This window comes from Brevibacillus borstelensis (genome assembly GCF_003710865.1).
GTDB lineage: Bacteria > Bacillota > Bacilli > Brevibacillales > Brevibacillaceae > Brevibacillus > Brevibacillus borstelensis.
Genome location: NZ_RHHO01000045.1, coordinates 1 through 21364, shown reverse-complemented (window position 1 = coordinate 21364; position 21364 = coordinate 1). Strand labels below are relative to the sequence as shown.

Annotated in this window: 22 protein-coding genes; 3 read left to right on the top strand and 19 right to left on the bottom strand. The window is 49.7% G+C overall.

Going from position 1 to position 21364, the window contains the following annotated elements:
- Nucleotides 1-106: 106 nt before the first annotated feature.
- The 8 genes from dnaB to ychF all read right to left on the bottom strand — a co-directional run bounded on the left by dnaB (nucleotide 107) and on the right by ychF (nucleotide 7235).
- Nucleotides 107-1456 carry a replicative DNA helicase gene (gene dnaB, locus EDM54_RS21505; protein ID WP_003388825.1) on the bottom strand — a complete coding sequence of 450 codons (1350 nt, stop codon included), beginning with the start codon at nucleotides 1454-1456 and terminating at the stop codon, nucleotides 107-109.
- Between the two features lie 45 nt (nucleotides 1457-1501).
- Complete coding sequence (gene rplI, locus EDM54_RS21500; protein ID WP_003388826.1) at nucleotides 1502-1945, bottom strand: 50S ribosomal protein L9; 444 nt, start codon at nucleotides 1943-1945, stop codon at nucleotides 1502-1504.
- A 30-nt stretch (nucleotides 1946-1975) separates the two neighbouring features.
- A complete protein-coding gene (locus EDM54_RS21495) occupies nucleotides 1976-3913 on the bottom strand; it encodes a DHH family phosphoesterase (RefSeq protein ID WP_003388827.1) in 1938 nt (645 codons plus the stop codon).
- Between the two features lie 4 nt (nucleotides 3914-3917).
- On the bottom strand, nucleotides 3918-4826 hold the full coding sequence (locus EDM54_RS21490; protein ID WP_003388828.1) for a YybS family protein: 909 nt from the start codon (nucleotides 4824-4826) through the stop codon (nucleotides 3918-3920).
- Nucleotides 4827-4932: 106 nt separating this feature from the next.
- Nucleotides 4933-5163 (bottom strand): 30S ribosomal protein S18, encoded by a 231-nt coding sequence (gene rpsR / locus EDM54_RS21485; RefSeq protein WP_003388829.1) that lies wholly within the window; start codon nucleotides 5161-5163, stop codon nucleotides 4933-4935.
- Nucleotides 5164-5219: 56 nt separating this feature from the next.
- A complete protein-coding gene (locus EDM54_RS21480; protein ID WP_003388831.1) occupies nucleotides 5220-5678 on the bottom strand; it encodes a single-stranded DNA-binding protein in 459 nt (152 codons plus the stop codon).
- Between the two features lie 29 nt (nucleotides 5679-5707).
- The gene (rpsF, locus tag EDM54_RS21475) at nucleotides 5708-5995 is read right to left on the bottom strand and encodes a 30S ribosomal protein S6 (protein ID WP_003388833.1); all 288 of its coding nucleotides are present in this window, start codon (nucleotides 5993-5995) and stop codon (nucleotides 5708-5710) included.
- Between the two features lie 139 nt (nucleotides 5996-6134).
- Complete coding sequence (ychF, locus tag EDM54_RS21470) at nucleotides 6135-7235, bottom strand: redox-regulated ATPase YchF (RefSeq protein ID WP_003388835.1); 1101 nt, start codon at nucleotides 7233-7235, stop codon at nucleotides 6135-6137.
- 387 nt (nucleotides 7236-7622) lie between these two features.
- Here ychF and EDM54_RS21465 point away from each other — a divergent pair, with 387 nt between their 5' ends.
- Entirely contained in the window at nucleotides 7623-8159 is a 537-nt protein-coding gene (locus EDM54_RS21465; RefSeq protein ID WP_024983209.1) for a GNAT family N-acetyltransferase, read from the top strand.
- A gap of 53 nt (nucleotides 8160-8212) precedes the next feature.
- Here EDM54_RS21465 and pepF read toward each other — a convergent pair whose 3' ends face one another.
- Nucleotides 8213-10123: an oligoendopeptidase F gene (gene pepF / locus EDM54_RS21460; RefSeq protein WP_003388837.1), complete on the bottom strand. Its 1911-nt coding sequence runs from the start codon at nucleotides 10121-10123 to the stop codon at nucleotides 8213-8215.
- 350 nt (nucleotides 10124-10473) lie between these two features.
- Here pepF and EDM54_RS21455 point away from each other — a divergent pair, with 350 nt between their 5' ends.
- A complete protein-coding gene (locus EDM54_RS21455) occupies nucleotides 10474-10563 on the top strand; it encodes a YjcZ family sporulation protein (RefSeq protein WP_031932431.1) in 90 nt (29 codons plus the stop codon).
- 125 nt (nucleotides 10564-10688) lie between these two features.
- On the opposite strand, the gene EDM54_RS21450 is transcribed toward EDM54_RS21455, so the two are convergent.
- The 3 genes from EDM54_RS21450 to EDM54_RS21440 form a co-directional block, all read right to left on the bottom strand.
- The gene (locus tag EDM54_RS21450; protein WP_003388838.1) at nucleotides 10689-10898 is read right to left on the bottom strand and encodes a DUF951 domain-containing protein; all 210 of its coding nucleotides are present in this window, start codon (nucleotides 10896-10898) and stop codon (nucleotides 10689-10691) included.
- A 72-nt stretch (nucleotides 10899-10970) separates the two neighbouring features.
- Entirely contained in the window at nucleotides 10971-11888 is a 918-nt protein-coding gene (locus tag EDM54_RS21445; protein ID WP_003388839.1) for a mechanosensitive ion channel family protein, read from the bottom strand.
- A complete protein-coding gene (locus EDM54_RS21440; protein WP_122958766.1) occupies nucleotides 11885-12166 on the bottom strand; it encodes a putative Se/S carrier protein in 282 nt (93 codons plus the stop codon). Before EDM54_RS21440 ends, EDM54_RS21445 begins: the two co-directional genes overlap by 4 nt.
- A gap of 377 nt (nucleotides 12167-12543) precedes the next feature.
- Here EDM54_RS21440 and yyaC point away from each other — a divergent pair, with 377 nt between their 5' ends.
- Nucleotides 12544-13152 carry a spore protease YyaC gene (gene yyaC, locus EDM54_RS21435; RefSeq protein WP_031932430.1) on the top strand — a complete coding sequence of 203 codons (609 nt, stop codon included), beginning with the start codon at nucleotides 12544-12546 and terminating at the stop codon, nucleotides 13150-13152.
- 164 nt (nucleotides 13153-13316) lie between these two features.
- Here yyaC and EDM54_RS21430 read toward each other — a convergent pair whose 3' ends face one another.
- From EDM54_RS21430 to EDM54_RS21400, 7 genes are all read right to left on the bottom strand, one after another.
- Nucleotides 13317-14216: a diacylglycerol/lipid kinase family protein gene (locus EDM54_RS21430; protein WP_003388843.1), complete on the bottom strand. Its 900-nt coding sequence runs from the start codon at nucleotides 14214-14216 to the stop codon at nucleotides 13317-13319.
- A gap of 162 nt (nucleotides 14217-14378) precedes the next feature.
- Nucleotides 14379-15095 (bottom strand): DUF554 domain-containing protein, encoded by a 717-nt coding sequence (locus EDM54_RS21425; RefSeq protein WP_003388844.1) that lies wholly within the window; start codon nucleotides 15093-15095, stop codon nucleotides 14379-14381.
- A gap of 20 nt (nucleotides 15096-15115) precedes the next feature.
- Complete coding sequence (locus EDM54_RS21420) at nucleotides 15116-16276, bottom strand: aminotransferase class V-fold PLP-dependent enzyme (RefSeq protein ID WP_024983208.1); 1161 nt, start codon at nucleotides 16274-16276, stop codon at nucleotides 15116-15118.
- Between the two features lie 18 nt (nucleotides 16277-16294).
- The gene (locus EDM54_RS21415; protein WP_122958765.1) at nucleotides 16295-17137 is read right to left on the bottom strand and encodes a ParB/RepB/Spo0J family partition protein; all 843 of its coding nucleotides are present in this window, start codon (nucleotides 17135-17137) and stop codon (nucleotides 16295-16297) included.
- Entirely contained in the window at nucleotides 17134-17892 is a 759-nt protein-coding gene (locus tag EDM54_RS21410; protein ID WP_003388847.1) for a ParA family protein, read from the bottom strand. Before EDM54_RS21410 ends, EDM54_RS21415 begins: the two co-directional genes overlap by 4 nt.
- 563 nt (nucleotides 17893-18455) lie before the next feature.
- A complete protein-coding gene (gene noc, locus EDM54_RS21405; RefSeq protein WP_003388850.1) occupies nucleotides 18456-19307 on the bottom strand; it encodes a nucleoid occlusion protein in 852 nt (283 codons plus the stop codon).
- Nucleotides 19308-20302: 995 nt separating this feature from the next.
- Nucleotides 20303-20866: an MgtC/SapB family protein gene (locus EDM54_RS21400; protein ID WP_003388852.1), complete on the bottom strand. Its 564-nt coding sequence runs from the start codon at nucleotides 20864-20866 to the stop codon at nucleotides 20303-20305.
- Nucleotides 20867-21364 lie beyond the last annotated feature (498 nt).

Here is a 21364-nt window from a genome sequence, read left to right as displayed (position 1 = left end):
CTTGCTGGGCACGCTTCATAATAGAAAAAAAGCCGGAGTATGTTCCGGCTTTTCCGTAAAAACAGGCGATTTTTACCTGGGTAGAACTTATTTTTATTATTGCTTTTTACCCCGCTGCATCGCGATAGCGATTGTCCAGGCTGACAAACTTGTTGTATTCCTTCAAAAATGCCAGCTCCACCGTTCCGGTCGGGCCGTTACGCTGCTTGGCAATGATGATTTCGATGACGTTTTTGTTCTCTGTTTCTTTGTCGTAGTAGTCATCGCGATAAAGGAACGCAACAATATCGGCGTCCTGCTCGATCGAACCGGATTCACGGATGTCCGACATCATCGGCCGCTTGTCCTGACGCTGCTCCACCGAACGGCTTAGCTGGGACAAGGCGATCACAGGCACGTTCAATTCCCTGGCGATCCCCTTCAAGGTCCGGGAAATTTCCGATACCTCCTGTTGGCGGTTGTCGCCTTTTCCCCGTCCGTGAATCAACTGCAGGTAGTCGATCAGAATCATGCCCAAACCGCGCTCCGCTTGCAGACGGCGGCATTTCGCCCTGATGTCCTGTACCGTCACACCCGGCGTATCGTCGATGTAGATCGGCGCTTTCGCCAATGTCCCGATGGCCATCGTCAGCTTTTGCCAGTCATCCTCTTCCAGCCAACCCGAACGCATGCGGGAGGCATCCAAATTGCCCTCCGCACAAATCATCCGCTGTACCAACTGAGAAGCGGCCATCTCCAGCGAGAAGATGGCCACTGTCTCGCCGGCGCGAGCAGCTACGTTCTGGGCTACATTCAAGGCAAAGGCCGTTTTCCCTACAGACGGACGGGCTGCCAGGATAATCAGGTCGCTTCGTTGGAAGCCGGCTGTCATCTTGTCCAAATCCGGGTATCCCGAAGGAATCCCCGTCACATCCCCGCGCCGCTGACTGAGAAACTCAATCCGTTCATACGTCTCCAGCAGTACGTCGCGGATCGGCGTAAAGCCGCCGCTGTTCCGGTTCTGGGCAATTTCGAGGATGTATTTCTCTGCATCCGCGATGATCTCCCCGACCTCGTCTTCACGGGAGTACCCTTCATTGGCAATTTTCGTCGCCGTCAGGATCAACCGCCGCAAGAGCGACTTTTCCTCGACGATCTTCGCGTAATACTCAATGTTGGCCGCAGTCGGAACCGAGCTGGCAATCTCCGTGAGATAGGGAACGCCGCCCACCTCATCCAGCAGCTTGTGGTCCTGCAGCTCTGCCGTCACCGTTACGAGGTCGACCGGCTCCCCCTTGTCGTAGAGGTCCTGCATCGTTTTAAAGATGCGCTGATGGGCGGTTTTATAAAAATCTTCAGGTCGAAGAATTTCAATTGCCGTGATGAGAGCTTCCTTCGATAAGAACACGGCCCCCAGAACTGACTGTTCCGCTTCGTTGTTTTGCGGCGGCACACGGTCCAAAAACAGGTCGCTCACGTCACACCCCTCGCTTATCCCGTATTAGCATGAATTACTGCTTCATTATTCTTCCACTACATGAACCTTGAGCGTTGCCGTCACTTCATTATGCAGCTTCACTTTCACCTGGGTAACGCCCAGTGCGCGGATCGCTTCCATTTCCAGCTTGCGTTTGTCCAGTTTGATTTGGAACTGGTCTTCCAAAGCCTGCGCGACCTGCTTGCTGGAAATAGCCCCGAACAAGCGGCCGCCTTCCCCTGCTTTTCCCGATACCTTTACGGTGATCTCGTTCATCTTTTCAGCTAGCTGCTGAGCTTCAATCTTTTCCTGCTCTTTACGCTTGGCTTCGCTGCGCTGCTGCGCGTCCAGCGTCTTCATATTGGCTTCGGTGGCTTCCTTGACCAATCCCCGCGGCAGCAGGAAGTTGCGTACGTAGCCTTCCGACAAATCCTTGACTTCGCCTTTTTTCCCTTGACCCTTTACGTCTTTCAGAAAAATAACTTTCATCTGTGCTTCCTCCTCCTCTAGACGGCTGTTCTAGACGACTGCATCGATAGCTTCCTTCAGACGTCTGACGGCCTCTTTTAAGGAAATTCCTTCGATCTGGTTGGCTGCTGCGGTCAAATGGCCGCCTCCGCCCATGTGTTCCATGATCGACTGGACATTGATGTCGCCCAGTGAGCGGGCACTGATCAGCACCGTATCGTCAGCTCTTCTGGCAACGACAAAGGACGCCTGAATGCCCGAGAGCGTCAACAGCTGCTCGGCTGCCTGGGCCACCTGTACCTGCGTGTACTCCTCACTGGGGTCGCCCACGGCAATCGCCATGTTATCCCGATAGGTCTCGGTATTCATGATCACCCGAGCACGTTTTACATATTGCGTCAAATCCTCTTTCAGCAAGCGCTGGACAGCCGCAGTATCCGCGCCATTCCGGCGAAGAAACGAAGCTGCCTCAAAGGTTCGCGAGCCTGTGCGGAAAGCAAAGCTTTTCGTATCGACCACAATCCCCGCCAACAAGGCCGTAGCGATCAGATTGTCGATGTTCAGACGGTCGCTTTGATATTGCAGAAGCTCTGTAACCAGCTCGCTTGTAGAAGAAGCATACGGCTCCAGATACAAAAGCACCGGCTCGATAAATTCTTCCGAGCGCCTGTGGTGGTCGATCACCACAATCCGGCTTGTTTCGCTGAGCAGGCGCGGCTCGATTACCAGCGACGGGCGATGCGTGTCGACGATTACCAAGAGCGTCCGCCCGGTAATCAGACGTATCGCTTGCTCCGGTGTTATGAAAGCCTCGGCCAGTTCCTCATGCGCGTAAATTTCCTTCATCAGACGCTCCACAGACGAATTGCCTTCATCCATCACGATATATGCGTCTTTTTTATGAAGCTGTACGGCTTTCAGTACGCCCAGGGAGGCGCCGATCGAATCCATGTCAGGCTGCTTGTGTCCCATGACGATGACGTGCTCCGCTTCGTGAATCAGATCGCGCAGCGCATGGGCGATCACGCGGGCACGTACACGCGTCCGCTTTTCCACGGCATTGGACTTGCCGCCGAAAAACGTCAGCTTGTTTCCGATCTTGACCGCTGCCTGGTCTCCGCCGCGGCCCAAAGCAATGTCCAAACTCGATTGGGCCATTTGTCCCAGCTCGATATAGGAATTGGCTGCAGCTCCCGCTCCGATGCTAAGCGTGATCGGTATCTTGTTGTCTGCAGTCATCTCCCTGACCACATCCAGAATGTCAAAACGGCTTTCTTCCAGTTTGTCCAGCGTCTCCCGCTCCATCAACGCCAGGAATTTATCTGCGGAAATGCGGCGCAGATAGATGCCGTGCCTGTTTGCCCATTCGGTAATGACCCCTGCCACACTCGTAGAAAGCAGTGTCCGGCTTTGATCGTCCATCACTTGTCCGACCTCGTCCAGGTTGTCGAGGTGGATGATGGCAAGCACAGCCTTTTCACGGTGGTAGCGAAGCGTCAATTCTTTGAAATTCGTGATGTCCGTAAAGTAAAGCAGACGCTCCTCTGCTCGGACAAGCACTTCATAGGTCCGCTCGTTGTAAACAAACTCCAGCCGTTTCTGGTCCGGTTTCAGAACGAGCTGCGGGAATACATCAGGCAGTGTTTTCCCGATCAACATTTCATCACCGGACATATTGGTCATAAAGGGATTTACCCATTCGATGGTCTTTTCTTCGTTGAACAACAAAATCCCGATCGGCATTTCCTGGATGACGCCTTCGCCCGCCTTCTTCACCCGGTGGGTAACCGTAGCCAAGTACAGACGAAGATCCCGCTGGAAGCCTTTTTCGGCCTGCAGCGCGTAAACCACGAGCCCGATCAGGCAAATGATCCCGATCGCCCCGTACATCCAGTGATGAAGCGTCAAAATTCCCAACAGCAACAAGCTAAAGCTTAGAGCCAAGACCATGTGTAGCCCGTACCAACGCTTTAACAGGAATTTGGGCATTTCCTCAGCCCCTCTTCACTCTTGTTTCCAGTCTCTTTCGCAAGCCTAAACCCAAATCAAAGATGCCTAATAAACTAAGTATAGTGGTTAGCGGGGGAAAAATAAATAGAGAGACAATAAGCACGGGGGCCAATCCCTTCCTGTTGTACAAATGAATGGCAAACAGACAGAAAGCAAGGCCCTGCAACGTCAGGATCACATCCAGGATCACCTTTACGTTGAGTACGGCGCTTGTCCAAAATGTTCCCTGCAATTCTTCTCCCATCAAAAGAATACTTACCATGGAAATAAAATAGTAGTAGAGGATCGAACGCGGAAAAGACCACTCTCTGGCAGGAGGCAAGGCCGGAACCGACAATCTCATCCGTTTGCCCACCAGTCGGGCTATCCAGTGCGTAATCCCGCTTTGTATAAAACTCATCATGACTAAAAAGGCCGGCATGACCATTTTAATGAGCTGCATTCCCTGTTCAAATTGCTCTTTGGGCACGAAATCAGGCCTTAGCTTCGTTGCCTCCTGAATCATTTCATTCAAGCCCATCCCGATGACGTACGTGGAGAGAGCGAGCATCGCCACATACCCGAGGAAAACGACTGCAGCTCCCGCGACAATCGCGGACATAGCTGTCCCTCTTTTGGCGTACATGTGACCCATTACTGTTCCCCAGAGCGCGATCATCAAAGCCATCATAGCCGAGAATATCCCGGTTAGCACTCCAGCTAAAAACGTGAACACGGCGACAATCCATATGGAGGATGAAATCGGCCGCCGCATCCCGAGGATGACAAACGGCAACGGCAAAAGCAGGCTGGTGACCATCCCTGCAATTGTGTATGTACTGATAAACAGCAGCACTAGTGCAATTCCCAGCAAAAGGGCGTTTTCCGCCAATTGTTTTGTTTTTGAAGGCATGGCGACACCTCATCGTGTATCTTCAAAGTAAAAGCAATACGACCAATAAAAAATATGGAAAAAAGAGGGCCACGCGATTGTGTCCCCCTTTTTTTGCTTGTAACAATTATTCAGTGGTGTACGGCAGCAGTGCTACTTGACGAGCGCGTTTGATCGCTACTGTCAAAGCACGTTGATACTTCGCAGAAGTACCAGTTACACGACGAGGCAGGATTTTGCCGCGCTCGCTGATAAATTTCTTCAGCAGATCGGTATCTTTGTAATCGATATGCTTGATTTTATTAACCTTAAAGAAACATACCTTGCGGCGTTTATTTGGACGTCCTTTACGTGCCATGAAAGTCCCTCCTTTTATCAGGAAATGTGAACGTTATACGATCGAGTGTCCTTCAATCAAAACGGCAAGTCATCATCCGAGATGTTGATCGGCTTGCCTGTATTCGCAAAGGGATCCCCAAACGCATCCATCTCATCTCTCTGACCGCCCGACGGCTTCATGCCGCCAAAGCCTGGATCGTAACCGCCGCCTTCTCCGCCTTTTCCGCCCAAGAACTGGACGTTTTCAGCGACGACTTCCGTTACGTAAACCTTTTTTCCTTCTTTATTATCATAAGAGCGCGTTTGAATACGGCCCTCCACAGCCGCTTGTCTGCCTTTGCGCAGATAGGTAGCGCACAAGTCAGCCAGCTTCTGCCATGCGACGATGTTAATAAAGTCGGCTTCGCGTTCGCCTGCCTGGTTGGTACGCGGACGGTTGATCGCCAGGGTAAAGGTAGTAACGGCCACGCCGTTTGGCGTATAGCGCAGCTCCGGATCTTTTGTCAGGTTGCCGATGAGAATGACTTTATTCATCTTGGGTCCCCCTCTGCCCGAGACGACAATTACTTCTCTTCACGTACGAACAAGAAGCGGATAATGTCGTCGTTGATTTTCATGAGACGATCTGCTTCCGCAACAGCGTCAGCATTCGCTTTGAAGTTCATCAAAACGTAGTAACCTTCACGGAACTTTTGAATCTCATACGCAAGACGACGCTTGCCCATTTCTTGAAGCTTGGTTACTTCTCCGCCAAAGCTGGTTACAACTTCGCTGTAACGTGCAACGTTAGCTTTGATTTTCTCCTCTTCAAGGTCTGGACGCAATACGTACATCACTTCGTATTGACGCATACCTTTTCACCTCCTTATGGACTTAGCGGCCCGCAAGCGGGCAAGGAGCGAGTGCTGCGAAACGCATGAAACATGCACTCCATAAATACTCGCATTATCGTATTATAGCAAAATGCCTAGTTCGAAGCAAGGTTGAGTTCTATACGTTGAACCGGAAATGCATGACATCTCCGTCTTTGACGAGGTATTCCTTGCCCTCCAGACGGTATTTTCCTTTTTCCCTCGCTGCTGCTACAGATCCGGCCTCAACCAGGTCGTCGTAAGCGATCACCTCGGCACGGATAAAGCCGCGCTCAAAGTCGGTGTGGATAACGCCTGCAGCCTGGGGAGCCTTCGTTCCCTGACGGATGGTCCACGCACGCACCTCTTGCACGCCAGCCGTAAAGTAAGTGATCAGGCCAAGCAGTTCATACGCAGCCCGGATGAGGCGGTCGAGACCGGATTCCTGCAGTCCCAGCTCTTCCAAAAACATCTGCTTGTCCTCGCCCTCCAGCTCGGCGATCTCGGCTTCGACCTTGGCGCTGATGACGACTACCTGTGCGCCTTCTTCCGCAGCGTGCTTGCGGACAGCCTGTACATGAGGATTGTTGTCGGCATCGTGAATCCCGTCCTCGGCCACGTTGCAAACGTAAAGTACCGGCTTGATTGTGAGCAGGTGAAGCTCGCGGATCAGCTTGAATTCGTCATCACTGATCTCGACGCTGCGCGCGGACTGTCCCGCTTCAAACGCAGCCTTCAGCCGCTCCAGCACGTCAAGCTCCAGCTTGGCTTCCTTGTCTCCCGCTTTTACCTTGCGGCCAATCCGGTCGATCCGGCGCTCTACCGAGTCCAGGTCGGCAAAGATCAGCTCCAGATTAATCGTTTCAATATCGCTTAACGGATCTACCCGTCCCGCTACGTGTGTGATGTTTTCATCCTCAAAGCAGCGAACGACGTGAGCAATTGCGTCCACTTCCCGGATGTGTCCGAGAAACTGGTTGCCCAAGCCCTCTCCTTTGCTGGCTCCTTTTACGAGACCGGCAATATCCACGAACTCAAACGCCGTCGGAACCACTTTATTCGGAACGACGATCTCCGTCAGTTTGTTCAGGCGCGGGTCCGGCACCTCGACAATCCCCACGTTGGGATCGATGGTACAGAACGGATAGTTGGCCGATTCTGCGCCCGCCTGCGTAATCGCGTTAAACAGAGTCGACTTGCCTACGTTGGGAAGTCCTACAATGCCACAAGATGCACCCATCTATATACAACTCCTTGTACCTTTTTTCATTCACATCCTTTCTAGTATAAAAACTTGCGACGCGGATTACAATCGAATCCATGTGGAAACTCGTTCTTCTTTCCTCTTTCTTCTATTATTTATATCTTTTCGAAAGACAGAGCTCTTGTCAAAAATTTCTCGGCTCCGCCAAAATTCGTGCTCCCGCTTGATTTTTCCGGCAATGAAAGGCATGTACGCAAACGAGTTGCACCTTCTCCTTATTTACGAGAGGGCATTGGCGGTTTATTTGTGATATTATGGGAATTGCTTGTCATCCCTCTTTTTGAAAGGACTGAATTATGCCCAGGTAGAGACTGCAGTTTTTCAATTTAGTTGCATCAATAGATGGGAGGACACGCAATGAATATGAATAAGGTAACAACCGACCGCCTGGAATTGAAGCCAATGGAGCTGACGGATGCTCCCGCGCTGTTTTCGTTTTGGTCTGATCCTGCTGTGACAAAGCACATGAACATTGAAGCTTTTACAGATGTGGCGCAAGCGGAACAGATGATTTCGCTTCTGCAAGAACTCAGTCAGGAAGGAAAAGCGTGCAGGTGGACGATTACGCTGCGGCAGCCATTTGAAATTATCGGCTCTTGCGGATTCAATTACCTGGATCACGAAAATAAACGGGCGGAAATCGGCTATGACCTCGGACGTTTCTTTTGGGGCAGCGGCTATGCCTCGGAGGCCATCCGCGCTATGCTCGGCTTTGGGTTTGAACAGTTGGGTTTGAACCGGATCGAGGCCAAGGTCGAACCGGAGAACGTCTCTTCGATCAAGCTGTTGAAGCGGCTGCAGTTTACGGAAGAAGGACGACTGCGGGAATACGAAATGTCGAAAGGAAAACTCGTTGATGTCATCATGTTCTCCCTGCTGAGGAGCGAATGGCACGGGTGAATACAAAAAAGCAGGAGAGATTACTCTCCTGCTTTCCTGCTTTTGCCCGCTCTCTACTTCTCATTCACCAGTTTTTCCAGCTCGTTCAATGTCTCTTCAAAGATTTGCATAGCCTGTTCGATCGGCTGAGAGGTAGACATATCTACGCCCGCTGCTTTCAACACTTCGATCGGCGGCGCGGAGTTGCCTGCTTCGAGGAAGTTTTTCTGAATGCGCTCTACGGCTGTTTCTCCCTCGTCCATCACTTGCTTGGCCAGCGCCTGTGATGCGGCAAAGCTGGTCGCGTATTGATAGACGTAGTATTTGTAATTGAAGAAATGAGAAACGCGTGCCCACTCCATCGAGATTTCTTCGTCAGAAACCATATCCTTGCCATAGTACTTTTTGTTGATGTCCAGGTAGATCTTCTTGATCGCTTCCGCGTTGAGGGACTCTCCCGCCTGCTCCTTCTCGTGGATCGCCCGCTCGAATTCGGCAAACTGCGTTTGTCGGAACAGGGTCGAACGGAAGTTTTCCAGATAGTGATTCAAGAGATACATTTTTTCTTCCTTCGTTTTGGCCTGAGCGTACATGCTCTTGAACAAAAGCGTCTCATTCATCGTGGAAGCGACTTCCGCGGTAAATGTCGGATAGTTGGACGTAATATACGGTTGGTTTTTGTTCGTGTAATAAGACTGCATGGCATGCCCCATCTCATGAGCGATGGTGTAAACATCGTCGAGCGTGCCCTGGTAGTTCAACAGCACGTAAGGATGAGTATCGTACGTTCCCCACTGATACGCGCCGTTCCGCTTGTCATCTGTGGAATAGACATCCACCCAGCCGCTCTCCAATCCCTCGGCCAGCACTTTGACGTATTCGTCCCCCATTGCTTTGAGGCCATCCACGACCATTTTCTTGCCTTCCTCATACGGGATGTACTTGTCGTCGGACGGTACGATCGGCACATAGATGTCGTACATGTGCAATTCGGGAACGCCAAGCATTTTCTTTTTCAAGGAAATATAGCGGTGCAGAAGCGGCAAATTGTCATTGACAGTCTCGATCAGTTCATCGTACACCTTGGTCGGGATATTGTTCGGATTCAGGCTCGCCTCCAGAGCCGAGTCGTAATTGCGGACATCCGCGTAAAAATTGTCCGCCTTTACCTTGGCTGCCAGCGTCTGAGCGAACGAGTCCTGAAAATCGATCAAGGACTTGTAGTAAGCCTGATACGCATCCCTGCGCACCCGCTGGTCCTTGCTTTCCAGATACGAAACGAAATTGGCTCTCGTCAGCTGCACTTCTTTTCCGTTTTCATCCTTGATTTTCGGAAAACGGACGTCCTTGGAAAGCATGCCGTAAATGTTGGTCGGCGAGCTGCCCAGTGGCGACGATTTGGCCAGCAGCTCTTCGATTTCTTTTGACAAGGAGTGCGGCTTTGTACGAATCATATCCTCCAACATCATTTTGTAAGCAGCAAGATCCTTTGCCTCAAGCAGGTTCTTCATTTTGCCGTCCGGTATCGCGACAATTTCCGGCTGCATCCAGGCTGTCTTTTCCGAGACCAGAGTGTACATTTTTTCTGCGCGGTCAGCCAGCTTTTGCAGATCGGCATTCGCGGAGTTTACATCCAGCGCCATATTGGCGTATACATAGGCCTTCTCAGTGACACGCATGAGATCGCTGTAGTCGTCGAGCGCCTTTTTCAAAGAATCGGCAGACTGGCCCAGCTTGCCTTGATGCTTGGTAAAGGCATTTGCGAGGTCTTCCGCTTTCTTCACATCATTTTCCCAATCCTTCACATTCGCATAAATGTGGTCGAGCTTCCACTTGTAGGCGTCCGGTATTTCGGAGCGGTCTTTGTAGACGGGTGCTTTCTCTGCTGCCGCAACCACTTGTGTACTGTAAGGGATAAACGGTGTGCTGACGGTTGACAGCGCAATTGCCATCGCTGTCAGTGTGATAAATGCTTGCTTTTTCAACAAAATCGCCCCTTTACTCTCTTTTCTACCGTTTGCTATATAGTCTAATTATATCCATCTCCAAAAATCCCTTCTTATTAATAAAAATTTTTTAAATATTACGGAAAAGGGGTTGATTTATCCAAAGAATTTTCTGTTTTGTGAATAATTTTGTGGATAACTTTTCATCGAACAAACTATTATCCACAGTTGATTGTTGGATTAGCCCAATTCAGCATCAAGTTGTCCACATTTTCTGTGGATAGCATGTGCATAACTTATTTTTACCCAGACCCGTGACAAACGCCCATACCGCTTTTGCCTCTGCGACATAGCATAGGTATTGAATCCATGGTAGGAGGTGTCAGCTAGTGGGTCTCTTCAACGGCAACTTCGACGATTTCGCGCTCGTGCTGGTTCTCTTTATCCTGCTTGTTATCGTTGGTTGTGATTGCGACTAACCATCCCTCTGCCATCCAGCCAGTCGAAGGGGTGTAAGGTTACCTTTCATCACCGACTAGATGAAAAAGGATGCACGCCCAGTATAGTGGCTGCATCCTCTTTTCGTCTCGCTATTCGGTTCTCTTTACTCTTCCGGGGTCCCTTCGGCGTGGATCAGCACTTTTTTCATCTTGCGCTCAAATTCCAGCCGCGGAATCATTACACTGTGCTCACATCCTGTACATTTGATCCGGACGTCCATCCCCATCCGGATTACCTTCCAGGCGTTCGTGCCACAGGGATGGGCCTTTTTCATCTGGACCACATCCCCCAATGTAAATTGCTTTCTCTGCATGTTGGTGCCCCCTTGTTTCTCTATATCTGCCGCTCCAGCTGCCTCGCCGCCCGCTTGTTCTTTCCTTGTTTTTTACGACTGCGACTGCTTTTGTTGCCCCTGTTCAAATCCTCTCCCCGGCATGGTCACCACACGCGGATAAGGAATCTCTATTCCCTGCTTGCTCAGGTCCTGTCTAATCATCGCTCGCAGCTTCCGGTTTACGCCGTGATGCGTATTTGGTTTGCATTCGGCGGTAATCCGCATCGTAACCTCGGACGGACCCAATGCGTGAACGCCCAAAAACTGTGGTTCGGCCACGATGTCTTCCAATTCCTCCTGTGCCTTTTTCAATGTCCCCTTGATGATTTCTTCCACCCGATTCAGGTCTTCCTCATAAGCGACAGACACATCGACCACAGACAACGTGTTCTGCAGGGAAAAGTTTGTGACCTGATTGATGGTACCGTTGGGGAAAATATGCACCTCGCCTGTCCAGCTTCGAATCCGCGTAATGCGCAATCCGATCTCCTGAACGGTTCCCGTCATATTGTTAATAGTCACCACGTCACCGACCGCAAACTGGTCTTCAAAAATAATGAAAAATCCGGTAATGACATCCCTCACCAGGCTCTGTGCACCAAAGCCTACCGCCAGCCCCAGCACGCCCGCGCTGACCAATACTGGCCTCAGATCCACTCCTAGCTGCTGAAGGACAAGCAGTATCGCCAAAAAGTAAATCCCATAGCGTACAACATTGTTTACCAGTACACGCAAAGTATCCACACGGCGCTGCTCCATCTGGAGCTTGCTTCCCTGCCGGTGCTGAAACACTTTGTTGACCGCCGCATTGACGATCGACACAACAATCCTTGATACAACCACAATCAGCAATATTTTCAACAAGATCAGCCCGATCCGAACCCACATCTCCGGGTCCGTCACATAGGCCACGGTTTTCTCATATACCGATTCCAACCAGCTTCCCTGTTTTGCGATTTCTTCGTTCATCTATCCTGCTCCTTCCTGTTTCCGCATTCGTCAATTTCATGGTAGCAGTCGGATAACAAGCGAAAGTAGCCGCGTATCTCAACATGCTGCTCAGAAATGATTTCCCGGGCCTGTTGGTAATTGTCCACGGGAAATTCGATGGAAAGGGCACAACCGGCCGTGATCTCTTTCGGGGTCGGACGGGTATCAATGTCGATATCGGCATACTCCAGCAGCATTTCCGCCCGCAAAGCCTGCTGAGTCGAATCAAATGCGATCAAGACCGTATCCTGCTCCACGCCTTTCCCTCCCTCTTTTTGCTTGGCCGACAGGAAAACACGATGTGATATCGGCAATAGGGTACCGCTGCGAGACTTTGATCGCAAAGTGAGCAAGCGAGACTTCTGTCCTCGGTTACCAAGCCCGCGCCAAAAAAGCTCTGTGGAGCCCGCATGTGCTACTCCTTATTTTACTTGTTCAGCCCTGTTCGCGCCAGTTCTCTTCCCCTCTGCATCATCCGTTCTGTTTCCATTGTTCATGCTAATGAGAGTCGCGATAGTTGGCAAACTGTTCGAAACCTGCCCAACGTTGGCATTTGCGGGTATAAAAAAGCTCTCTCGGTACTATACTGTGAATACTCTTTTGATTTCGGCCGTGGCCAGGATTGGGGGTAGTCATGAATCTCTCTGATAACTGCAAGGAACAATTGCTTCCGCCGCTGAAAGTGGATTATCGCAATGAGACTGCTGTCGACCAACTGGCTCAACATCTTGTCCAGCGATTTCATTCGCATATGTACAGCGATGAGATTGTCATTGTTTGTATAGGTACCGACCGTTCGACCGGAGACGCGCTCGGCCCCCTCGTGGGCAGCAAGCTGTTGTCATACAAGCCCCTTCCGTTGCATGTCTACGGTACCCTGGAGGATCCCGTGCATGCCATGAATCTGAGCGAGAAGCTGGAGGCAATCCGCCAGGAGCATCCGCACTCCTTGATCATTGCCATCGATGCCTGTCTCGGGCAATTCAGCAATGTCGGAAATATCAACGTGATCGATGGCCCGCTCAAGCCCGGTGCCGGTGTCAAAAAAGAGCTTCCTGCCGTCGGGACCTTTCACATCACAGGAATCGTCAATGTCGGCGGGTTTATGGAATACTTTGTCCTGCAAAATACCCGGTTGTACGTGGTCATGCGGATGGCTGAAATCATTGCGGCCGGTCTGTTTAAAGCTTCCTTGCTTCACTCGTCGGGCGACTCCCAGCGGGTGAGCGCTTTTCCTGAGTAAGGCACAGAACGACAGCTCCGCCACGTCTTTTAACGGTGCTTGCAAAATTATGATCAAACCGAAATGAAATCATGGCGATCAAAGAAGACTTGCCTCCCGTACCGCGGGATTTCCAAGTCTTTCTTCTTTTCGCGCTTATAAAATTGAACGGGTGACTTGGAGCTCTATCCACATATCAACTGGCTTCTTGGCTCTACTTCTACCGTAATCGGCGTTGATGCCGATACTTCTCCGTCTACGTGCACCTTCAATTCTCTATCCGCCTCTATCACAATCTGTTTTCCCCGGAAAAACCGAACGCCAGGGTGGCGTACATGGGAACCGTTAAAAATCATCGGAAAGGCCCTAATCAGTGACCATTTTGATACATTGCTCACTACACATACTTCTGCCATCCCGTCATCAGGCACAGCTTTCGGGCAAATCAGCATCCCCCCGCCGTAATTCGGAATGTTTGCCACCGCCACCAGCCAGACCTTCTCCAATCTTGTCTCTTTTCCGTCAACCGTCAGCTTTACCCGACTCGTCCGATAAGACAAAAATACCCGAATTACAGAAATGATGTAGGACATCCTTCCAAGCCGCCAACGATTCAACCAGTTTTTATAAGCAGCTTCATTGGTTACCCGGGCTACCTCTCCGTCGAAACCGGCTCCTACCGCGTTTACGGCGATTTCTCCGTTTACCCGGAACAGGTCAATCGCTTTGCCCTCCATGCCGGACAAGATATGTTCAAGTGCGGCAACCGGGTCACCCGGCAACGAATGTCCGCGGGCAAAATCGTTTCCCGAGCCAGCCGGAATATGACCAAATATGCAAGGAATGTTGGCTTTTTTCATCCCGCTGATGACTTCGTTTACTGTGCCGTCCCCCCCGACCGCAATAATTTTGCTTACTTCCTCTTTTTGCAGCAGCTCGACAGCCAACTTTTTGGCTTCCCCCTGCTTTGTTGTCATTTTTACTCGAAAAATGGCTCTGCGCCTCTCCAGTTCCTTCTCAAGGCGCTTCCACACCAGCAGCCCTCTTCCATTTCCCGACACTGGATTTACGATAAATCCGAGCATCTGCACTCTCCCCGCGATCTGTGCTGTTTTTTCTGTATTATTACATGCTGCTTTTTCTTTGCCTAGCAAAATCCTTCTAAAAAAACGGACTCCTTTTTCAGGGAATCCGTCTGCTTTTGGCTTCACGCCTTTTCTTTTAAGGAATTTCTTTCTCTCTGCCCCTCACCCAAACCACACTGCCAACCAACGTACGATGGGCACTCCTATTGCTGCAATAACCAAAGCCGGCAGCATATTGGCTACATTGATTTTTTTCAGCTCCAAAATATTGATGCCGATCGCGATGATCATCAAGCCCCCAACGGCTGTCACTTCAACCAGCATGGCATCGAGTGTTTCCTGACTGACAAAGTTATAAATCTGTGTGGATAAAAGCGCAATCGCGCCCTGGTACAAGAAAACGGGCACTGCAGAGAACAAAACGCCAATTCCAAGCGTCGATGAAAAAATAATCGCAGAGAAGCCGTCCAGCATTGCCTTTGTGTACAATATTTCGTGGTTGTTTCTGAGTCCGCTGTCCATCGCCCCAAGCACCGCCATGGCGCCAATGCAATAAACCAGTGTCGTAGTGACAAAGCCAGTCGCAATGCTTCCCTGGCTCCTTCCCCCCATTTTGCTCTCCAGCCACTGTCCCAGCTTGTTTAAGCCTGACTCAATGCCAATGAGTTCTCCCAGGATCGAACCGATCACGATACTCAGGATAACGAGCAAGAAATTTTGTGTTTCCAGACTCATTTTGATTCCCAGCAAGACAATCGCAAGCCCAATTCCTTGCATAACGGTTTTCCGAATTGATTCTGGTATGCCTGACAGCAAGCGTCCCAACAACGCTCCTGCGATAATGGCAATCGCATTAACCAGAGTCCCCAACAAAATCACTTACTCCACTCCCCTGCGAATCATGAAGACTGAAAGGCGGATGCGATTTCCCGTACCGCGTTCAACAGTGCTTCCACGTCCTGTTCAGTGTTAAATACGCCAAAGCTGGCCCGCACTGCTCCACGTTGCTCTGTTCCGGCTGTCCGATGTCCCAGAGGTGTGCAATGATATCCTGCACGAGTCGCAATTCCGTACTGCTGATCGAGGATAAACGATGCTTCTGACGCATCGACACCCTCGATGTTAAACGAAATCACACCGACTCTTTCGACCTCTTCTCCCGGTCCGTAAACTTCTACGCCTTTTATTTGGCGCAAGCCTTTGATTGTTTGTTTTGTCAGCTTCCATTCATGGGCATGGATGTTCTCTACCCCTTTTTCCAGGACAAACGATACACCTGCTTGCAATCCGGCCAGTCCCACTGTATTCGCTGTACCGCTCTCATAGCGATCCGGTCTGGTCGTCGGTTGATCGATGGCCTCTGACTGACTCCCGGTGCCGCCGTGAATCAACGGTTCCAAATCGACAGAAGGATGGACGTACAGTCCGCCAGTTCCCTGCGGCCCATACAGTCCTTTGTGCCCGGGGAAAGCAAGCATGTCAATCTTCATCTCTCCTACATGAATGGGCAAAACGCCTGCCGTCTGCGAAGCATCCACGAGAAACAAAGCCTGATGCCGTTTTGCCAGTTCTCCCAGCTCTGCAATCGGAAGAATAACTCCGGTCAGATTCGATGCGTGACTGACTGCCAACAGTCTCGTATTCGGCTTCATCGCCCGTTCAAAGTCTTCTGTGTAATACAGTTGATCTTCACGTGGTTCTACAAACGTAATCTCGACCTTTTTTGTACGTGCCATATATTCCAATGGACGCCGCACCGAGTTATGCTCGATTGAAGAGGAAACGACATGGTCTCCCTCTTTCAGCAGCCCTTTGATCGCCTGATTTAGGGCTTGGGTTGCGTTCATATAAAAAAAGAGGTCATTCGGGTTTTGAATCCCAAACAACCGTGAAAGCTCGACCCGCGTTCGGAACACAGCCTTGCTCGCTTTCATTGCCAACGCATGACCGCCCCGTCCCGGATTGGCTGCAAAATGCTCGATTACCTCTGCCATGTTTTCCTTTACTGCCGGCGGTTTAGGCCACGTTGATGCAGCATTGTCCAAGTAAATCACTCGCATGGCTTCCTCCTTGTGATCTTACTCCTGCTCCAATATTTCCAGGATCCTCTGCAAATCTTCTTGGGAGTAAAAGTCGATTTCGATTTTTCCTCTTTTGGTCCCTTTTTTGATTTTTACCGAGGTACCCAGTCTGCTTCTTAATCTTTCTTCGAATTGAATAAGCTGGGGCTCCTTTTTCAGCGGCTTCTTTTTCGATGTTTCACGTGAAACATTTGCCTGTTTCACCAGCTCTTCCAGTTGCCGTACGCTGATCCCCTTCTTTACTGCCTCTTTGGCGAGTTGAAGCTGAAGCTCTTCCTTTTCTACCCCAAGCAAAGCACGCGCGTGTCCCATGCTTAAGTCTGATGCCGAGACCATCTTCCTGATTTGCTCGGGCAGCTGCAGCAAACGAAGCATATTGGCGACATGCGGTCTGCTTTTGCCGATTTTTTTGGCCAGCTGCTCCTGCGTATAAGAGTGATGGCTGATCAATTTCTCATAGGCTTCCGCTTCTTCCAGCGGATTCAGATTTTCACGCTGCAGGTTTTCAATCAGCGCAATTTCCATCAACTGCTGGTCAGAGTAATCCTTTACAACAGCCGCAACCTTCTTCAGCCCTAGTGATTTGGCTGCACGAAGCCGTCTTTCCCCTGCAACCAATTCATATCCTTTTATGCTCTTTCTGACGATTAGCGGCTGAATGATGCCATGCTCCTTGATCGATTGAGCCAATTCCTCGATCGCCGACGATTCGAACTCCTTTCGAGGCTGATACGGATTGGGCCGAATATCTGCGACAGGAATTTCCAAAACATGCTCTTCTTCTTCAATCATGTTGGACGTAATCAGTGCATTCAGACCTTTTCCAAGCCCTCTGCTCATACACCTACCACTTCCTTCGCCAAGTCAGTATATACCTCCGCCCCTCTGGAACGCGGATCGTACGTAATAATGGCCTGTCCATGCGAAGGAGCTTCACTTAACCGTACATTGCGAGGGATGATTGTCTTGTATACCTTGTCTTGAAAGTACTTTTTCACTTCCTCGATGACCTGCAATCCGAGATTGGTCCGTGCGTCCAGCATGGTCAAAACGACACCTTCAATAGCCAACTGAGAATTCAGATGTTTTTGAACCAGACGAATCGTATTGAGCAGTTGGCTCAAGCCCTCCAACGCATAGTATTCACATTGAATCGGGATCAGTACCGAGTCGGATGCGGTTAGAGAGTTTACCGTTAAAATCCCCAATGAAGGCGGACAATCAATAATAATATAGTCGTATTTATCTTTTACAACTTCCAGTGCTTTTTTCAAGCGAACCTCACGCGAGATGGTTGGGACTAACTCGATTTCCGCACCGGCCAATTGAATGGTAGCAGGAATGATCTTGAGACCATCGATTTCAGTAGGCAAAGTAGCATCCACAGGACTGATGTCGTTAATCAGCACGTCGTAGATGCAATAACGCACGTCTGCTTTGTTCACGCCAACTCCGCTTGTAGCATTTCCCTGGGGGTCTATATCCACCAGCAGTACCTTTTTCCCCAGGGAGGCCAAACATGCGCTCAGATTGACAGATGTGGTTGTCTTTCCTACGCCACCTTTCTGGTTTGCTACCGCAATGATTTTACCCAACTTCTCCACCTCATTTTTACACCAATCTACTAAACATGTTACCAGATTTATTGTTGACATACCCTGTTTTTTGGAAGAGAAATATTTCCCAAAGTGCTTCTATCGTCATCCAATCGGGACTCAGGCTGGCTGCAGGTTGCCAAAAAACACTGCATCTGCGGTAGACGATGCTTGAAACGTATCGTTTGTACAAACGTTTTTTCATGTGAGTCAGCCTGTTGATTAAAGCGGAAAAAAGGCACCTCTCCCAGCGCCTCTTTTCTCTATCCATCCCACTTACTTCTCTTGAATTGAGCATTTTTCCTCATGACAGCAAACCTCTTGGACAAATGTCCCGCCAGATAGAAACACTCCCTGCGAGCTTCGGCTGACGCTTGAAGAAGGCTTCCGCATGAAAGCTCGGCCAAAAAGAAAGGCGGCCTGCTGTGCCACCATCTTCTCCTTTTTTACAGCCCCTGCTCCCCACTATAGCTCCTTTTTTGGTCCTGCTTCCTATCAATCATTTTCCAGCTTGCTGCTATGCCAATGGTTGATTGTCTTGTCATTCCGGATCAAAACAATCGTTACTTGCCGTCCCTGCGTTTGGGAATGCGGATCGTAAATTGGTAAAACTCCTCGTGGTCTTCCTCGTCTGTTTCTACAGGAAGACCCGTTTGCATGACCATATCGATCGACTGTCTCACCGTATTGATTGCAATCCGCGTATCTCTGGAAAAAGCTTTCCACTTTGGTTTCGGTTCTTTTTCCGGCTTCGGGTTTTCCGATGCTTCCAACAGCTGCTTCACTCTCGTCTCAGTCTGCTTAACGTTCCAATCCCGCTCCAGAATCTCTTGCAGAACTTTCAACTGAAGCTCGCTGTCCTTCAATGGGATTAACGCGCGAGCATGCCTCTCCGTCACATGTCGAGCCAACAGCGCATCCTGAATTTCCTGAGGGAGGTTAAGCAAACGAAGCTTGTTGGCAATCGTGGATTGCCCTTTTCCCAAACGCTGTGCCAGGCTTTCCTGGGTCAGATCATGCAAATCGATCAACTTCTGGTAAGCTACCGCTTCTTCAATCGCCGTTAATCCTTCCCGCTGCAGGTTCTCGATCAGCGCGATCGAAGCTGTTTGCGTATCGTTAAACTCTTTAACAATCGCAGGTATTCGTTCCAATCCCAGCTTCTTTGTCGCACGCCAGCGACGTTCACCGGCTATCAACTCGTATCGGTTATCTCTCATCCGTACAACGATAGGTTGAATTAAGCCGTGCGTCCGAATCGTCTGGCAAAGCTCATCAAGCTTTTCATCGTCAAACACCGTACGAGGCTGATACGGATTGGGAACAATCTCATCTACCGGTATTTGCCTGATCTCCTCATTTTCTGTCTTGTCCGTCAACCCGAAGATACGAGAAAACGAATCCTTTACTGCCATGGTAAAATCCCCCACTTCCAACCGTTCCATCAGCCGTTGCGTTCATTAGCTTTCTATGGCAAAAATCGCGACAACTTTTCTGTTTATATTCGTAATGAAATACTTCTGCATCAAAGGGCCAATTCCTGCTGTGAAAAGCGTGTTTCACGTGAAACATGTGCTACTTTCACCCTAGTGCCACAATTGCGGGGATGGTTGGATTTGGAAGTCAGTTGAAAGTAACGTCACCAGTACGGAGATCCTTTTTAGGCGATTATTTTTTACCGAGAAGGTGCTGATAGGGAGTTTTGGAATGGCCATTGGTTTGGGAGAAATTATATGACACAGTCAATTATAGAAGTAGGAATCTGCCCCTGTTACTGCTATAGTTGGGTATAGCTTAGCTATGGCTACTGTCTATGAGTTACTGTCTTTGTCTTTGTCTTTGTCTTTGCCTCTGTGTCTGCTTCTATTTCTGTGACTGTCTCTTATTCTTACAATTCTCCGCCCCTACCTCTTTCACTTTCACTGTCTTTATTACTATCAATGTCTCTGTCTTCTGTCCCCTGCCTTCCGTCTCTCAGCCAAGCCTTGGCTATAGACTTGTCGCAAAGTCGCATACGATACAATAGAAAGAGACTAATGATAGATGTATCATAGGAAAATCTCCATCCACCAAAAAAGGTAGTCTCCCCAAGACCTGTCGGTTATTCCATCATTCTGGATAGAGACGGAACGGCACTTGGAAATTCACCGCCATTAACAAAATCATCTGTCATCCTCCCGAAATCGGCCTTTTAAAAAGAAATGGGCCATGATGATAACACCATAGCCCCTTCAACGTACATTTGTACGGAAACACCTTTCTCCCTTTGTGGCTTATCTCTTGCATTCCCATATCGGTATCCCCGAATCAGCAGCCTCCTAGCCTTTTTTACATGCTCCAATTTCTCAAGCTAAATCGAAAATAGCACAAGAGAATGAGTTCCTATGTTTCACGTGAAACAAATCGCATATCAACTATCCTCATCCGGATGCCTGGCTCGATCCTCTCCTTTATGCCTTCGTTCATCTTCCGAAAAAACATCATCATCGGCGTCATGCGCATCATTTGAAAAAAGAAACAGATGCGGGAACAGACGATGAAAGTCCAGTGTGAGGTAAGCAAAAAAAGCAGCGACGATAGCCGTAATGTACATTCCAGCGCTGAACAGCAAGCCAATCGCAGAAGCGACCCACATGCCGGCGGCCGTTGTCAGCCCTTTTACATTTCCATTTAGCTTGATAATGGCCCCCGCTCCCAGAAAGCCCATTCCAGTGACCACTTGAGCTGCTACACGTCCCGGATCGTTATTTACTCCGCTTGACGAAAATCCGTAGATGGATGCCAAACCGAACAGGCAGGAGCCGAAACAGACCAGACTATACGTCCGAAAGCCAGCCCCGCGTTGCCTGTTGACCCCTTTCATAAAACGCTCCCGCTCCAATCCCATTACAGCACCGGCAATAAAAGCCAGAAACAGTCGCAATAGTATGGTCGGCAATTCCGGTGGAAAAAATGTCGTCAAGGCAGTATTCATTCCTATTCCCCCTCTCCAACATTCCTTCATTCCTGTATGCTCTATTACGAATCCTGCCTTAGTTACATGTATGCAGACAAGACTCCATTTATCAGTTCTCCGAATAAAACAAGCGTTTGCCCACAGCTTTCCTTCTGGGTTACAAAGGGGACGTTTTGCTCGATTTGCCTGCGGCTTACTTCCATTTTGCCAACGGACAGCCTTTTGATTTACCTGAGCTTACCTCCCAGTTTGCAAAGCGACAGCTTATTCGATTTGCTTGCAGTATTTCCTCCATTTTGTTAAAGGATCACTTGTTCAACTTAAAAAATTGGGCATACGGCCTTTTGAACGATGCCTTTCGCCTGAAGAACCACGCGTTCCGGTGCTCTGAGGCGGTTCAGCCCACATTCATTCTGCAGTTGGCTGCATCAGACATTTGCCCAAAAGGCCACTATTTCCATACAAAAGACCAGCATTTCCATACAAAAGACCAGCATTGTAGAGTAGAGAACTGAA